Here is a 15,693-nt window from a genome sequence, read left to right on the forward strand (position 1 = left end):
CTTCGTGCAGGCGACAAATTTCTTCTACGAGCTAGGCAAAAATGCTAAAAAATGAGCTATTTTTCGAGCGTACGCCGCTAAGCGCGATCGGCTCCTACGCCAAACGCATGAACGACGAGCTAAAAGGCGGCGAGATCGGCTACTATCACCTGCCCGAAATCGGCGCAAATTTACTAAGCGAAATCGCCGAATTTGAAACGACGCTCGCGCACGTAAAAAGCGTCGTGCTAGTAGGCATCGGCGGTAGCAGTCTGGGCGTCAAGGCGCTAAAAACGATGCTTTCAAGCTCAAAAAGGAGCTGCGAGCGAGAGCTTTATTTTCTCGATAACGTAGACGCCTTTAGCTTTGAGAGCGTTTGCCAAAGCGTCAAATTTGACGAAACGCTTTTTATCATCTCGTCAAAATCGGGCACCACGATCGAGACGATCACGCTATTTAAGTGCATTCTAGAGCGCTTTAAACCCTCAAATTTGAGCGCAAATTTTATCGTCATAACAGACCCCGCCTCGCCGCTAGAAGCCTACGCCAAGCAAAACGGCATCAAATTTTTTAATATCCCAAAAAACGTCGGCGGTAGATTTAGCGTGCTTAGCGCAATCGGTCTGGTACCGCTAATGCTGTGCGGATACGACGCGGCGGCGCTGCTAGAAGGCGCACGGGCGTGTAAAAAGCGATTTTTAGAGGACGGCGACGATACGCTGCTACAAAAAGCCTATCACTATGCGACGCACAAAAACGCCAAGATCAACGTGATATTTAGCTACGGCGATAGATTTTTGGAGTTTAACGACTGGTACGTGCAGCTGTGGGCGGAGAGCCTGGGCAAGAAAAAGGGCTACAAACGCTACGGACTCACGCCCGTCGGACTCATCGGCTCGCGCGACCAGCACAGCTTTTTGCAGCTCATCATGGACGGCGTGAAGGACAAAACGGTAAGCTTCATCAAGGTAGCTGCCGCGGACGCAAACACGGCGATACCGAGCATTAGCCTAAACGGCCTTGAGGGCTGCGACTTCGTAAACGGGCTAAATTTAGGCGAGCTAATCAACGCCCAGTGCAGCGCCACGATGCATGCGCTCGTGCAAGAAGGCATCAGCGTGGACGTCATCGAACTTGAGCGGCTAGACGAGGCGAGCGCGGGATTTTTGATTTATTATTTCGAGCTACTCACGTCCGCTACGGGCATAATGCTAGGCATAAACACCTACGATCAGCCGGGCGTCGAGGTCGGTAAGCGCATACTAAAGACGATGCTAACGGCCGGAAAATAGCTCTCTAATCCCGGCTAAAACGGCTTTTGGCCGGGATTATAAATTTATCGGGGTCGGTTTTTACGTCTAGACGCCGGATTTACGGTAAATTTAAAAAGTAAACCCAAAAACCGATCCTTAAAAAGCCGAATTTATCAGACGATGCTAATCATCCGCCCCTTTCGCACGCTTTAAGCGATACAAAATAAAGCAAAAATAAAGGCGACTCAAGCTAAAAGCGTATGTTTGTTAAGTCGCTAATCCGTCGCCGTAAGCCAAAACCCTATCCCGCCAGTGTTTGCGCGTATTACCGGCGCTAGAACGCGCGCGACTTTAGTTATTGCCGCGCCCAAGATAAATTTATCGCAAAAATGCGAGCTATAAACTAAACTACGGCAAAATCGGTCGGTCTGCGGTAGATATCAAGTTTTTTGAGTTAAATTTAAGCAGGCATTAACCCTACGGTTTAGATTTACGCGTAGCGGCGCAAGCTAAAATAAATCGGGCCTATATAAACGTAGCTTGCAAGCACGGCTTATAACTCTCTAAAATTTTAGGCGAGTTAGCAAAAATCGGTAAAAATTTAAATTTAGCGTACGAGTAAAACGCACACCGTTTAAAGGCGCTCGCCTAAATTTAGCCTCCGCAAAAACCGCTTAATAAAAGCGATTTTAGTATTTTTTAGTTTTTAAATTTTAGCCCAAAAATCACGTACGGACGGCGCCGACTATTAACCCAAGACGGCCTGGCTAAATTTACCGGCCTGTTTTGCCGCGCGGACAGCCTCTAAAACGCACAAAAACCGCAAAACCGCAAAAGTAAAGCTAGCGGTCGGTTTTCCAAGCTCCGCTTGCACAAAAAACTGACGAAAACTAAACCTCCTCAAGCCCCATCAAAAGCCTGATAGCAAGGTTTGCCTCATGATTTGCGCAGATCGCCACGCGCGCGGCCATGAGCCCCTGCCCTACGCCAGCAGCGTTTTGCAGATCGCCGCACAGATAGACGTTTCTGGCAAATTTGACCGTTTTTATGAGATTTGAGCTAAAGTACCCAGCCATGCCCGACGCACCGACGATCTTTTTATCCCGCAGGCTAGCTCCGGCTTCGTTTACCATCATCGCCTTGCCCGCAACGTTGTCAAATGCCTCGCAGATGATACTGCACGGCGCGAAAATCTCGGCGACGTTGGCGGCAGTTAGCGTCACGTCATGCGTCACGACCTCGACGAATGGATTTACCTCGGCGATGAGCTCTTTTAGCGCGTCCGTCTTTTTCATACCGATGTGGCGGACGAAGTATTGCTGGCGGTTTAGGTTGCTAGGCTCCACGACGTCAAAGTCGGCCAGCACGAGCTTGGCGACTCCCGTGCGGGCTAGGCTTAGCGCGATGTTTGAGCCAAGACCGCCAAGTCCCGCCACGCCCACGCAGCCGCTAGCTAGCGCCGCGTTTAGCTCGGGGCTGTTTCTGGAGGCGATCATAGCTTTTAGCACTTCTCGCCCAGGCATCGCGCCGCGTCTGATAAATACGACGTTTGAACCGTCTTTTAGCTCTAAATTTTCCCTCGTCGCAAAGCCGTCTAGGATAAAGATATCAGGCTCGCTCGCGTTAAATTCGGCTAGAAATTTATACATCTCGCCGTTTTTATCGCCCAAAGCCTCGTTTTTTAGCTCATCCATCGTGTTTGCCGCGACTTTAAATTTCGCTCCGTTTAGCGTTATCTCTTTCATTTTTTCTCCTTTAAATTTACAAAATCATAGCGCAAATTTATAAAATATTTCGTTAAAAAGTCGGCGTAGTCGAGTTTTTAAATATTTGTGCAATCTACCGTACGCAAAATACGGGCGCTAATTTTATCTTAAATTTTAGGTTTTGCCGTTTGCTTTTTATATAAGATAAACGTAGCTACTAGCGGCATAAAAAACAAGATAAACACCGCAATAAACTCTAGCAAGCTTGTATGGTTTGACGCAAGCGCCATCGCGCCGACAAAAGCCAAAAATCCGCTGATCCCAAAAGCGATGCCGAAAATTATTTTTTTAAACGGCGACATAACGGCTTTATTGCATTCGCTTTTGATATCCTCATAGCTTTTTTGGCGTTTTTGAGCTATGGTTTGTAAGATAGCTTCATTGGGATTTGTTTCGGCGCAGGCCTTACTTAGTATATCGCTAATTTCAAACGCCAAATCAGTCAGCCGCTCGCGCCTTTTAGCAGATAGCACTCCTGAAAAATTTATCTTTTGGATTTCGGTGCCTATTTCTTTTTGTATCTCTACGAGCCTATCAAACGACGCGCTATTTTCGCTTATTTTGAAAAAATCGGAACTTGAGACGTATGTTACCGTTTTTACCTCGTATCCGCACCTTTGCAAAAAATCGCCTAGGCAAAATTGGAAGACTTAAGCTACGTTTTTTAAAAATTGCTCCTTTTTGGCTGCGGCTATCTGTGCCTGCGTCATCTTTTTTGACCCAAAGCTTTGACTTGAATAAATCCTAAAGCCGCCGCCAAGGCTTTTACCAAAACTCGATCGTATACAAATCTCCTCGTCTTATAAAATGCTGCGCGTAACCAAATTTTGAAACGCATTTATAAACTCCGCTCAATCCTATACCACCCGTAAACGTCGCCGTCAAGCTCGCCGTGAAATAGCGGTTTGAGTTTTAAATTTAGCCTTACCGCGGGCGCGTCCAAAAGCTCGCTTGAGCGGTAAAGCAGCAGCCATTTTACGCGCTCGTCTAGGGCCTTTAGCGCGTTTTCGCCGCCCTCAAACATCGTTAAGCGCGGCGCGAAAGCTTCATTTATGTCGCTTGTTACGCGCACACTCCTGCCCGTCACTCCAAAAAGCGGTATAGTCGCGTCAAACTCCCGCTCGCGCGAGTAGATCATCACGTTTGGGTTTTCGCCGCCCTCTATCAGCCTGGCGTCAAGCCTCGGGCGGTCGGCGCGGACGGTGGCGCCTCCGATAACTAACAGCTCGGCCACGCTGCGCAGGCGGTGAGAGTGGGTGCGGCTGGCTAGATTTGAGATGATTTTGCTCTGCGCGGTGCCCGCTGCGACGCCGTTTGCGCTAAGAGCGAGCTTGAAAAAGTTAAAATTCCCCTTCTGCCACGATAAAAACGGCTCAACCAGATCGTCCGCCTGCTGCCTTAGTACGTCAAATTTGACTGCTACGCCGCCGCTTTGCAAGATATGCGAGCCGCCGCTAGCCACGGCGTTTTCGTCGCTTCTAGCGATAACGACTTCGGCAAATTTTAGCCGCTTTAAAAGCTCGGCGCACGGCGGAGTTTTGCCGCGGTGAGCGCAGGGCTCGAGCGTCACGTAGGCCTTAGCGCCTTTTAGCAGATCGCCGTGATTTTGCAGGATGTATTCATACGTGAAATTTGGCTCCAAGTCCGCATTTTCAAGCTCTTCGGCGCTTTCAAATTTGACGCCCAGGGCCGCGTTATACTCGCGTAAAAAATCGCTCAAAAACGCCTCGCTTTTTTCACATAGAGCCAATAAAATCGCGCTTGGCTCGGCGTGTAAAAAGCCCGCCTTTTTATGCGCGGCGACCGAGAGTAGTTTGCCGCTGGCATCTAAAACCGCGCAACCGACGGCGGGGTTTGGGTAGGTTAAAATTTGAAACTTCCAAGCCTTTTTTATGGCTAGAGACATGTAAAATTCGTCGTTTATCATCGCTTCCGCCTCGTTAAATTTGGGGTATTATACTAAAATTTAGCTCATAGCTTACGAGCAAGTTTGATTAACTTTATGGAGGTGTTTTAGTCGCTTTGCTTGAAGTTAAGGGTATTTGGCGCATGAATGCCAAGCAGACTAAAATAATTGGTGGAAGCGAGGGGGATCGAACCCCTGTCCAAAAACAAACCGATCACAGCCTCTACACGCTTAGCAAAAGTGAAAATTTCATCTAAAAAGGCTCACTTTCCAACACCTACTTTTAGACTAAGACAAGATTTCGGCTAGCAGTTCGTCAGGCCGCCAACCTACGCTAGCTAGGGTTACTCGCCGCCGTCTTAGCTAGTATCGGACTAGGCGAGGCTCAACTGAACTTACGCAGCTTTAGCGTAAGCAGGAGCGTAGTTAACGTTGTTTGCGTTTAAATTTATTTGAGCTTTTTACGCTTTGCTCAAAGCGACGTGCCACCGTGACCGCTCTGCTCCTGTCGAAGCCAAGTCGCTCCCGTAAGAATAGGCTAAATTTAGCCTTGTTTTAAAGGTTGCGGATTATATTATTTTTTGTATTTTTTGTCAAACGCATAGTTTTTCAGGGATTTTTACGATATTTCCGTCTAGCGGGCTAAAAAACTCGGCATCGCTCTCAATGTCGTTCCTGTATCTATCAAACTGATCGCTAGCTATCAGCAGCCAGTCGACAAACTCGTCGCTAGCAGGCCCGCTCATCGCCCTGGCTTCTTCGCAAATTTCCTCGGCTAGCGTCGTTAATTTTAGTATCGGGTCTAGTCTCATAAAGCCGGCGGCAGACTTGATATTATGAAAAATTCTAAAAAGTTCGTTGATGCTACCTGCGTATCTATCGGGTCTGCTTAGGCTTATTATGAGCGGCTCCATAAGATCGCACATCAAGGCGTAGTGCGATAAAAACTCCTCCGCGATATCATAGGAATAGTCTATTTCAAGGCTTTTTAGCAATCCCATTTGCCGTCCTTTAACGTAATTGCTTTCATTGTAACATTTTTTTGATAAAATTAAAAATAAAATACCGGAATTTAAAGGGAAATTTATGCTAGAAAATAACAAAAGAGTTACAATTTATGATATAATTAACAAAAAAAGCGTTCAGCCTATCGTGATGATAACCGCCTACGATGCGCTTTTTGCACGGCTTTTTGATGATTACGCCGACATTATCTTAGTGGGCGACAGTCTAAATATGAGCTTTAACGGCAAAAAAGACACCCTTAGCCTTAAGACGAACGACGCGCTTTATCACGCTAAGGCCGTTTTACAGGGAGCAAAGCGCGCTTTTGTCGTGGCCGATATGCCTTTTGGTAGCTATTTTAGCGAAAAAGACGCGCTAAAAAACGCGGCCAAATTTATCAAAGCCGGCGCAGACGCGGTCAAATTTGAAGGCAGTCTAAAAGCCGCTCCTATCGTAAAAAGGCTTGCTAGCGAGGGTATAAACGTGATGGCTCACATCGGACTCATGCCTCAGTTCGTGCGAAACGAAGGCGGCTACAAGATAAAAGGGCGCAGCGAGGCCGACGAGGCGCGCCTTATCGAAGAAGCGCAGGCTCTGGAGCATGCGGGGGCATTCTCGGCGGTGCTAGAGGGCACGGTTAGCAGCGTCGCCGCAAAGGTCGCAAAAAGCGTAAAAATGCCTATCATCGGCATCGGCGCAGGTGCCGACGTAGACGGACAGGTACTCGTGTGGAGCGATATGCTCGGGTTTTTTGACGAGTTTAAGCCAAAATTCGTAAAACGATACCTTGACGGCGCGAATTTGGTGCGAACGGCGGTAGAAGCCTATGCTCGCGAAGTTAGAGAAAAGACCTTTCCCTGCGAGGAGTTTGAGTATAAAATTTAGCTTGTTTTTGCAAAATCTAGTCTGCGGGATAAATTTGAGCACTTAGTAAGCGGGCGGTTTAGATTTTAAACCGACAAGTAAAATTCGGCTTAAATTTAAAGCCAAAATTTGCAATATCGTTTGTCAAATTTGACGGGCAAATTTGGCTATCAAAACAAGGAGTAAAGTTTGAAAATTTTATTGATTTTAGTGATGTTTTTTAGCGCGCTAGCGGCCTCAAATCCGCATTTTGGGCTAGGCATCGATAGTCTTGGCGAACAAAGCGAGCAAACTCAAAGCCAAAAGCAGTTTTCTAAGCGCGAAGAGGCAGCAAGGCAAGCGATCGAAAATGCCGATTATGACGCGGCTTTTAAGATTTTATCGCCGCTTTGCGAGGAGGGCGACGCGATTAGCTGCGCGGTGCTTGGTAGCATGCATTTTAGCGGGCTAGGAACGGATAAAAGCAGCGAAAAAGCCGAGCTTTACTTTGAAAAATCGTGCGAACTTGGAAACGGTACGGGCTGCTTTGATCTCGCGCTTTTAAACGCCAAGGAAATTTTCGGCCCAAAAGATGAAAATAAAATATTTCGCCTCTACGAAAAAGGCTGCGAACTAGGCTCTGAAGCGGCTTGCAACAACCTAGGCCTAATCTACGAATCGCGAAATGATCTCAAAAAATCCATAAATTTATACGGCAAGGCTTGCATCAAATTTGATGGCGCGGGATGCTACAACTACGGCAGGATGATGCATGAGGGTCTTGGCGCAAAGCGCGATTTTGCCAGCGCTTACAAGGCATTTGACATCTCGTGCTACATGAAAAACGCGCTTGGCTGCTACGCTCTTGGCTACGTTTACGAACACGCGCAGGGTGTAGAGTTTGCGGTTTATGACGCGTATGACGGATATTCGCGCGCTTGCAAGCTTGGCAACGACGACGGTTGCAAGGCTTTAGGATTTGAAAACTACGAAAAAAATATCGAAATTTACGAAAAATTCGAGTCCATCGCGGAGGGTTGTAAATTCGGCAACATAGACGACTGCGAGCTTCTAAAAGCAAAAATAGCGGAGTTTTAGGCTCTGACCGATTTGGTCGGCCATAATCTATATTTTTCGCCAAATTTAAGCTGATTTTTGAGATTTATCCGCTTTGCTTAGCGGATAAATTTTATCTTTTATTTGCAAGCAAATTTTACTTTATACGATTTTAAAATCATTTACGGCGTCAAATTTACCGCCTAAAGCGAAGCCTAGTTTAAACCGAGCTCAAAGCCAAAACTTACCCAATTTTTTGTAAAATGCGGCAAATTTACGAAAAACAGAGCCGAAAAAATGGATAGAATAGTCGAAATAGAAAAAATAAGCTTTGAAAACGATTTTGAGGTGTCGCTGCGCCCCACGCGCTTTGAGGACTACATCGGACAGGAAAAAATCAAGCAAAATTTAGGCGTATTTATAAAGGCAGCCAAAAAGCGCGGCGAGTGCCTAGACCACGTGCTTTTCTACGGGCCGCCGGGCCTTGGCAAGACGACGCTGGCGCACATCATCGCAAACGAAATGGGCGTAAGCATCAAGATGACGGCCGCGCCCATGATAGAAAAAAGCGGCGACCTAGCTGCGGTTCTGACAAACCTCCAAGAGGGCGACGTGCTGTTTATCGACGAGATACACCGCCTAAGCCCCGCAATCGAGGAGGTGCTGTATCCGGCGATGGAGGACTTTCGCCTAGATATCATCATCGGCTCGGGACCTGCGGCGCAGACTATCAAGATCGACCTGCCTAAATTTACGCTCATCGGCGCTACGACGCGCGCGGGTATGATTTCAGCACCCCTGCGGGATAGATTTGGGATGGATTTTAGGCTGCAGTTTTATACCAGAGAGGAGCTAGCTCGTATCGTGCAGATCGCCTCTGTAAAGCTTGGCAAAGAGTGCGAAAAAGCCGCCGCTCTCGAAGTCGCCGCTCGCTCGCGCGCCACTCCTAGGATCGCGCTACGGCTAATAAAGCGCATACGAGACTTCGCCGAGGTAAACGACGAAGCGATCATCTCGCAGCCTCGCGCCAAAGAGGCTCTGGACGCGCTTGGCGTAAACGACATCGGCTTTGACGAGATGGATATCAAGTACCTAGAAATCCTGCTCGCCGCTAAACGCCGCCCGATGGGGCTAAGCACGATCGCTGCGGCTCTTAGCGAAGATGAAGGCACGGTCGAGGACGTGATCGAGCCCTATCTGCTTGCTAACGGCTACATCGAGCGCACGGCAAAAGGCAGGCTAGCTAGCGCCAAAGCCTACGAGGCGTTTAAGCTTAAATTTGACGGAGATGTGCAAAAGGGACTGTTTGAGGAGTGAGGCGAATTCGGCTCTTTTGCGATGGTCGCTTTTTGCTAAATTTTATCCAAGCAAAATTTGAGTTTTCAAATTTGCCGCCGTTTGGTTAACCAAACGGTAAATTTGACCGTATTTTTTCTATGCGCTCGGATTAAAGGCGCCTGCGAAATTTAACCCGCTCAAATTTCGCCTCAAATTTATCAGCCGTCATAAGACCACCGTGCCCAAGCGTCGCCCGTCCTGCAAAACCCCGTAAAATCTGATATAATAAGCCCCTAAAGGATAAAAATGAAAAACAACCGCATATTTTTCGGGCTTTTGATGCTGTGCGCGCTAGGACTGGTGGGCTATCTTTTTAAACCGTTTTTGCTAAATATCTTTATCGCCGCCTTGCTAGCCGTCGCCACCTCAAACGTAAATGTCAAATTTTTACAGCTAACCAAGGGCAAAAAGACGCTCTCGGCCGCGCTTACGACGCTAGCGCTGTTTTCGCTATTTATCGCGCCGCTTTTATACGCCGTGATCGAGCTTGCTAAACACGCGGCAAGCTTTAACACTGGCTACGTAACAAACACGCTAGATTATTTTCAAAGCGGCAAATTTCAGCTACCAGAACCGATCAAATTTCTAGAACCTAAAATCAAAGAGATAGTCGCAGATATCGACGTTAAAGCTATCTCGGCAAATCTCATCGCAAATTTAGCCGGCATCGGAAAATCAAGCGTAAATTTTCTCGTAGACGTGATTTTCATCCTCGTATTTTTCTTTTTCGCCCTACTTTACGGCAGCGAGCTCGTGGGCTACCTAAAAAACGCGCTTCCGATGAAGGAGAGCGAGAGCGAGTTTATCCTCAGCGAAGTGGCCAACGTCATGAGCGTCGTACTTTACTCTATCGTGATAAACGCGATTTTGCAGGGTTGCCTCTTTGCTATCATTACGATTTCCTACGGTTATAACGGCTTTTTGATGGGCATACTTTTTGCCTTTACCTCGCTCGTGCCGGTAGTAGGCGGCTTGCTTGCTTGGGGGCCTATTAGCCTTTACGAGTTTGCTAACGGCAACACCGCAGCTGCGATCGTCATCGCCGTCTATACTATAGTCGTGATTTCCATCGTCGCAGATACGTTTTTAAAGCCGATCGTGATTAAATTTATTAACGATAGGCTCGTCAAAATCCCGACTAAAATAAACGAACTGCTGCTGTTTTTTTCGATGATTGCAGGCATAACGACCTTTGGCTTTTGGGGGCTTATTTTAGGGCCTGCGATCGTGACGTTTTTTATATCTACGATCAAGCTTTATACATTGCTTAAAGAGCGCGCCGTCGTATAAATTTGCCTAAAATCGGCGATATTTTTAGCAAATATCACAAATCTAACACGAATTTTATTATTTTCTATACTATAATCCTTAAATAAAAAAATTAATGTTCCGCATTCAATTTGCGGAACGTAAATTTGCTAAATTTAACCAAGGAGTTTTTATGAAACTAGCAAAACTAAGTTTAGCTGCCGTTTTGGCGCTTGGCTTTTTGGGCGCCGCAAACGCAGCCGATACGTTTGGGGAGGCGTTTACCAAAGGAAAACTAGCGGGTAAGATCCAGGCTACCTACGTGGATCAAAAAGACGAGCGCGCGCCGATACACGACGAGCAGATGACGTCTATACAGCTTGAGCTTGGCTACGTGACCGATCCGTTTTACGGCTTTAGGCTCGGCGTTACGGGACAGGGCAACTTCTTGCCGTTTAACAGCATGAGAAAAAGCGGCACTCTATACGACAAAGAGTGGAGAACGCAAGGCGCGGTAATGTCTGAGGCATACCTAGGCTACGGCATAGGGCAGACCGATATAAAATTCGGCCGTCAATACGTAAATACTCCGCTAGTAGCGGGCAATCCGACGCGAGCGTTTAAAGAGGCGTTTGAGGGTCTAACGATCGTAAATAAAGACATACCAAACACCGCATTGATCGGAGGTTGGTACTATAAATTTCAAGGCAGAAGCGCCGTCGTAGCAGGCGGCAAAGAGGGGCGCGCTCCGCACTTTAAAGATAGAGTTGTCGTCGGCGGCATGGGACCCGTGGCGCACGAGTTTGACAATATCTTTACCGGCGCTGTCGTAAATCAAAGCATCCCGAATCTAAAACTAACCGGCGCATACGCTAGAGTGACCGATCTTAGGCGCGGTGCGCTGCAAGGCGACATCAACTTTTATCTAGCCGAGGCTAACTATAAAGTACCCGTCGGCGACTTTAAGCTCGGTTTTGACGCGATGTACAAGGGCTCTCGCACTACAAGGGGCTTAGAAGACCTAAACTACGACGGAAATATGATCGGCCTAAGGGCGGGGATTTATGATTTCGTGGGCTTTAGCGCCTCTTACGCCTATACGACCGTCGGAGACAACGACGCTTTGGCATTTGGTCTAGGTAACGGTCCGGGCTCATACACGCTACTTCCTATTCGCGGGCCTTTCGTATTTACGGGCTATGCGGGCATGAATACGCATAAGCTTTTGTTTGAATACGACTTTAAAGAAGTCGGCGCCGATGGCTTAAAAGCAAAACTACATCTAGTAAAAGGCAAGCAAGACGCCCCGCATCGCAACGCCGGTCCGACCGCGGCTAACACGCATATGAACGTCCAAGGCTGGGCGGCGCAGGCTAGCTACGATATACCGTGGGTCAAAGGGCTAAGCGCAAGCGTCACCTACACGGCTCTTGAAAGAAAGAACTTTGATACCAGAGGAGCCGTTAGAAAGACCGATAACAACGAGCTTTGGCTACAACTCGGATATAAATTTAACCTTCTAAACTAGCTTTTAGCCACGCGGACGCAAATTTGACGCGTCCGCTACCCTTTTATCTGATTTTTGCGTTTGGACGTAAATTTAGCCTCGCAAACCCGCATAAATTTGACGTAAGCCCTAAATTTAAAGTACGCGAAATTTGATTTTTAGAACTTGAAATACTTTTTTGCGGCGCTAAAATGCCTGCGCCCGCTGTTTGTCCGCCGAAAATAAACTCAAATAGGACGCGACGCGAAGTTTTTGCTTCCGTCTAGTATTTTTGGGAGTATTTTTGAATGTATTTTAAATTTGCTCGTTTAATTTTATAAATTTATCTCGAGCGGTTTTTAGTTGCCGCGAGTTTTGTTTAGAGCGCGGATTTATTCGGCATTTAAATTTACGAAAAACCGAAAATCTACCGAGCCATTTTTTGATACGGTTTTAAGGCGTTTCGCAAGCTACGCACCGCAAACCGCTTCTTGTTCGTGCGTTTTGTCGCATTAAATTTAAACAAATGCGAGCGCAAATCGAGTCAAATTTAACCCTCGCGCTGTATTTACGGGTTTAATTTTTGCGTTTTTCGGCGCGGATTTAGCCTTAAAAGATCCAGGCAAATTTAACGAGAGCGGCGAATTTACGTTTTGTTTTTCGGCGCTTAGGCTGCGAGTTTCGAGCAAATCTACTGTGCTCTTGCGACTATGGCTAAATTTGCTTTAAAGCTCGCATGCGGTTTAAATTTATGCACTCGGTTTAATCCGCTTGCGACGCTTATGGATTAAATTTACGCAAAACATGAGGTAAATTTAATATACGAATTCGCCCCATTTAGCTACGCTAAATTTATCGCTTAAAATTGATACAAAATCAAATTTGCGCCGCAAATGCAGCAATCAAAATCCGCCCACGCCCGCATAAATCTAATCCGTTTGCAAGCGCGTGAAATTCGGTCTAAATTTAACTAAAGTCGCAAACTAATTTTCCAAACTTTTCTTATGTTTTCTTATCTTTTTTATCGCCCAGTCGTAGTGTGATGAGGTACTGCCGATGACGTAGGCGGCGAGGTTTAGGTTGCCCGTGAAGTTAAAATATCTGCGTGCAAAAAGCTCCTCGTCGCTAAAATTTGCCGTAAGCGCCGTTACTTTTTCGTGAGTTTGCGCTAGCAGAGCTTTAGCCTCGCAAAGCGGCGTATCTTGGTGCTTGCGCCAAATTTGCACGTTCATCTGCGGGTAGGTTTTCCAGTTGTACGGTTGCGGCAAAAACGAAGCCCGCTCACCGCTTAAGTTTTTTTGGATAAAATTTATCAAAAGCAAGTGCCACTCGTAAAGGTGCGCAAGTACGTCTCGGACGCATTTATCTCTATCCTCGAAGTCAAATTTGGCCTCTTGCTGCGCCTCATTCATGCTCTCAACTAGCGACAAAAGTTTTTTAAAATTTGCCTCCGAAGCGTTTAGCAGGTCTATTTTATTGGTCGGTCGCGGCATGTTTTTCATTTAAATTTGCTTTACGTAACTACGGCAAATTAGCTAAATTTTACTCCGAGTTTTTTAAATTTGCCCTTAAAGACGCGGTGGTTGGCGAGCAAATTCGGCTCCGTTTTTCGGCGTTAAACTTGCGCTAACTAAAGCGGCGCGCGCTTTGTTAAATTCTTACTAGGCTCACGCTACCGGCGGCGATTATGCATGCCTCGCGCAAAACCGCTCCGCGCGAGAAACGGCAGCAAAAAATGCGTAATTTTCTCTCTAGCTGCTAAAATTTAGCCGAAAATTAAGCCTTGGCTAGAACTCGCAATCGCCGCATTTATCGCTAGCCGCAACGCAAACAAACCCTAGCGCTTCTCCTCGATTTTTAGGCTTCCGTCCTCTATCGCGCCTAAAATTTCTCGCGCAAATTTGTCGTTTGGATAAAAATCTAAGTATTTTTGTAGATAAGACTTGGCGCAAATCTCGTCTTTTTGCATCAGACAAATCATAGCAAGTCCCATGTTTGAGCGCTTTTGTCCTAGTTTTAAAGCAGTTTCAAACTCGTTTTTAGCCTCGCTTAGCCGCCCGCTATTTGCTAAAAAATCGCCGAATTCGGCATGTATCTCGCCGTCGTTTGGACGATGCGCCAATAAATTTTTATACGCCGCATCCGCCTTTTGCGCCGCGCCAGCGACGTCAAAGTTATGCTCCATCGTAAAAATCCTAGCCTGCGAAAGCTCAAAATACGCCAGTGCATCATCGTCTAAATTTGTCGCTAGGCCCTGCTCTTTTAAAAACGCAAAGGCCTTATCTAGCGTCTGCAAATCGCTAGATGCGCGCTCCTGGTCGCTTTGCGAATCAAAAGCTAGCGGATACTGACGCGCATGCGCCCACAGCTCGTCCACCGCGCTAAAAATGCCGCCGATGTCGATGCTTTGTTTGCCGCTAGCGTCCTTTTTTAGCATCGCCGCATGGTCGTAAGGTCTATAAGGCGCGGCAAGACTCACGCTATAAATGAGCGCCAGCGCGCAGATAAATTTAAAAATCATTTTATTTCCTTTAAGTCAAAATCAGGTATAGATTTTACGGTAAAAATGCTTAAATTTTAGCTGCTTGCGCCTGCTCGGGTGGTTTTTGCAAAGGCTAGGTGCCGTAATTTAGCCGCCTATCGCCAAGCCGGCAAACGAGTAAAATTTATACGCCAGCTTACTAAAACCGCGCCAAGACGCAACATTTACTAACCGCTCGTTTTTGGTTTCATTTTCTAGCAGCGTTTTGATTTTTACGCGCTTAAAGAGGTGCCGCGATCTCAAATCTGCTAAACGGATCCTTGCGAGCGAGCATGGATAGATAGCCGTAGTTAATCTGCTGCGTTTCGTTCCGATTTGTTTCCGGCACTCTGATAAACAGCAAAGCGTTCATAGCTAGCGATAATGTAGTGGCTGGTCGCGCCGCAGAGTCGCTTTTATCCGTAAACGTAGCCTTGGCCGCTTAAGTTTGCATAGCGCAAGCATGCGGCTTTGCTTAGGCAAAATCTTTTTTAAAACGCGAGCGAAGACTTCAAATAGCGGCACGGTTTTGGTTTTTGGGCGTTAGCGCTTGCGCCAGTGCATTTTTTTGGCAAACAAGCGTGCCGGCTACGGATTTGGCGCTATTAGAAACGGTAGCGTACATATACGCCGGAGCGCAAATTTAAGCCCGCGCTTAATCTTAGCAAGCCTACCTCAAATACCTTAATCCAAACAAAGCAGCCTAAGAATAGGCAAAATTGATGTGGCGATTTTATAAATTTGATGCCAAGGCGCGGCCCGCATGATATTTTACGGATTTGTTGCAGCGGCTTAAATTTTATCAAAACGCCGTTTTGCCGTACGAGCGCTACCGCTAAATCCTACAGGATAAAACCAAAAGCCGTTTTTAAAATTAATTTTGCCGAAATTTAAACAAATGGGGTTTATTTAAAATTTAACGCCGTTTAATGAAAAAAGATGGTAATGCGGCATAAGCCTCGGAGGTAGTCGCAAAGTCGTAAATTTAAAAAGCGGATAAAACTTGAATATTAAATCTAAAAGCCAAAAAAGAGAAATTTAGGGGTCTTACGACCCCTTGGCTACTTTACCGTAGCCATCTTTCTGCGCATATACGCGATCCTGCTTTGAAGCGGTAGGTGTTTGGGGCAATTATCTTCACAGCCCATTAGGCTCATACAGCCAAACACGCCGTCATCATCGCCGATAAGCTCGTAAAAGTCCTCGTCGGTTCGCTTGTCAAGCGCGTCGATTTTAAATCTAGCTACGCGGTTAAGTCCGACCGCACCGATGAAATCAGGCCTCATGATAGC

General features: G+C 46.7%; 12 protein-coding genes, 1 other RNA gene and 1 pseudogene. 6 read left to right on the forward strand and 8 right to left on the reverse strand.

Annotated features, from left to right (window positions below):
- Positions 1–41: 41 nt before the first annotated feature.
- Positions 42–1,271, forward strand: a complete 1,230-nt coding sequence (locus RYL88_RS06495) for a glucose-6-phosphate isomerase (RefSeq protein WP_314989914.1) — start codon at positions 42–44, stop codon at positions 1,269–1,271.
- A gap of 851 nt (positions 1,272–2,122) precedes the next feature.
- On the opposite strand, the gene thiF is transcribed toward RYL88_RS06495, so the two are convergent.
- The 5 genes from thiF to RYL88_RS06520 form a co-directional block, all read right to left on the reverse strand.
- Positions 2,123–2,977: a sulfur carrier protein ThiS adenylyltransferase ThiF gene (gene thiF, locus RYL88_RS06500; RefSeq protein WP_314989917.1), complete on the reverse strand. Its 855-nt coding sequence runs from the start codon at positions 2,975–2,977 to the stop codon at positions 2,123–2,125.
- 128 nt (positions 2,978–3,105) lie between these two features.
- Complete coding sequence (locus RYL88_RS06505) at positions 3,106–3,621, reverse strand: hypothetical protein (protein ID WP_314989919.1); 516 nt, start codon at positions 3,619–3,621, stop codon at positions 3,106–3,108.
- A gap of 215 nt (positions 3,622–3,836) precedes the next feature.
- The gene (ribD, locus tag RYL88_RS06510; protein WP_314989921.1) at positions 3,837–4,925 is read right to left on the reverse strand and encodes a bifunctional diaminohydroxyphosphoribosylaminopyrimidine deaminase/5-amino-6-(5-phosphoribosylamino)uracil reductase RibD; all 1,089 of its coding nucleotides are present in this window, start codon (positions 4,923–4,925) and stop codon (positions 3,837–3,839) included.
- A 148-nt stretch (positions 4,926–5,073) separates the two neighbouring features.
- Positions 5,074–5,431: a transfer-messenger RNA gene (gene ssrA, locus RYL88_RS06515) on the reverse strand.
- A 66-nt stretch (positions 5,432–5,497) separates the two neighbouring features.
- Complete coding sequence (locus RYL88_RS06520; RefSeq protein ID WP_297969793.1) at positions 5,498–5,905, reverse strand: Hpt domain-containing protein; 408 nt, start codon at positions 5,903–5,905, stop codon at positions 5,498–5,500.
- Between the two features lie 85 nt (positions 5,906–5,990).
- On the opposite strand from RYL88_RS06520, the gene panB reads away from it, so the two are divergent.
- The 5 genes from panB (at position 5,991) to RYL88_RS06545 (ending at position 11,922) form a co-directional block, all read left to right on the forward strand.
- Positions 5,991–6,794, forward strand: coding sequence for a 3-methyl-2-oxobutanoate hydroxymethyltransferase (gene panB, locus RYL88_RS06525; RefSeq protein WP_314989924.1), 804 nt, complete (start codon positions 5,991–5,993; stop codon positions 6,792–6,794).
- Positions 6,795–6,962: 168 nt separating this feature from the next.
- On the forward strand, positions 6,963–7,850 hold the full coding sequence (locus tag RYL88_RS06530) for a tetratricopeptide repeat protein (RefSeq protein ID WP_314989926.1): 888 nt from the start codon (positions 6,963–6,965) through the stop codon (positions 7,848–7,850).
- Between the two features lie 255 nt (positions 7,851–8,105).
- On the forward strand, positions 8,106–9,125 hold the full coding sequence (gene ruvB, locus RYL88_RS06535) for a Holliday junction branch migration DNA helicase RuvB (protein WP_314989928.1): 1,020 nt from the start codon (positions 8,106–8,108) through the stop codon (positions 9,123–9,125).
- Between the two features lie 267 nt (positions 9,126–9,392).
- A complete protein-coding gene (locus RYL88_RS06540) occupies positions 9,393–10,436 on the forward strand; it encodes an AI-2E family transporter (protein WP_314399847.1) in 1,044 nt (347 codons plus the stop codon).
- Between the two features lie 151 nt (positions 10,437–10,587).
- Positions 10,588–11,922 carry an OprD family outer membrane porin gene (locus RYL88_RS06545; RefSeq protein WP_314989930.1) on the forward strand — a complete coding sequence of 445 codons (1,335 nt, stop codon included), beginning with the start codon at positions 10,588–10,590 and terminating at the stop codon, positions 11,920–11,922.
- A gap of 941 nt (positions 11,923–12,863) precedes the next feature.
- Here the strand turns inward: RYL88_RS06545 and RYL88_RS06550 are convergent.
- The 3 genes and pseudogenes from RYL88_RS06550 to frdB all read right to left on the reverse strand — a co-directional run.
- A complete protein-coding gene (locus tag RYL88_RS06550; protein ID WP_295143718.1) occupies positions 12,864–13,382 on the reverse strand; it encodes a ClbS/DfsB family four-helix bundle protein in 519 nt (172 codons plus the stop codon).
- A 335-nt stretch (positions 13,383–13,717) separates the two neighbouring features.
- Positions 13,718–14,401 carry a tetratricopeptide repeat protein gene (locus RYL88_RS06555; protein ID WP_314989934.1) on the reverse strand — a complete coding sequence of 228 codons (684 nt, stop codon included), beginning with the start codon at positions 14,399–14,401 and terminating at the stop codon, positions 13,718–13,720.
- Positions 14,402–15,462: 1,061 nt separating this feature from the next.
- Positions 15,463–15,693: pseudogene (gene frdB, locus RYL88_RS06560) on the reverse strand (fumarate reductase iron-sulfur subunit); the annotation flags it as partial.

This window comes from uncultured Campylobacter sp., assembly GCF_963517995.1.
Lineage (GTDB): Bacteria > Campylobacterota > Campylobacteria > Campylobacterales > Campylobacteraceae > Campylobacter_A.

Coding starts and splice junctions, on each gene's coding strand:
- RYL88_RS06520 (WP_297969793.1), bottom strand. CDS start 5,905: ATGGGATTGCTAAAAAGCCTTGAAATAGACTATTCCTATGATATCGCG.
- ruvB (WP_314989928.1), top strand. CDS start 8,106: ATGGATAGAATAGTCGAAATAGAAAAAATAAGCTTTGAAAACGATTTT.
- RYL88_RS06495 (WP_314989914.1), top strand. CDS start 42: ATGCTAAAAAATGAGCTATTTTTCGAGCGTACGCCGCTAAGCGCGATC.
- RYL88_RS06540 (WP_314399847.1), top strand. CDS start 9,393: ATGAAAAACAACCGCATATTTTTCGGGCTTTTGATGCTGTGCGCGCTA.
- thiF (WP_314989917.1), bottom strand. CDS start 2,977: ATGAAAGAGATAACGCTAAACGGAGCGAAATTTAAAGTCGCGGCAAAC.
- RYL88_RS06550 (WP_295143718.1), bottom strand. CDS start 13,382: ATGAAAAACATGCCGCGACCGACCAATAAAATAGACCTGCTAAACGCT.
- ribD (WP_314989921.1), bottom strand. CDS start 4,925: ATGATAAACGACGAATTTTACATGTCTCTAGCCATAAAAAAGGCTTGG.
- panB (WP_314989924.1), top strand. CDS start 5,991: ATGCTAGAAAATAACAAAAGAGTTACAATTTATGATATAATTAACAAA.
- RYL88_RS06545 (WP_314989930.1), top strand. CDS start 10,588: ATGAAACTAGCAAAACTAAGTTTAGCTGCCGTTTTGGCGCTTGGCTTT.
- RYL88_RS06555 (WP_314989934.1), bottom strand. CDS start 14,401: ATGATTTTTAAATTTATCTGCGCGCTGGCGCTCATTTATAGCGTGAGT.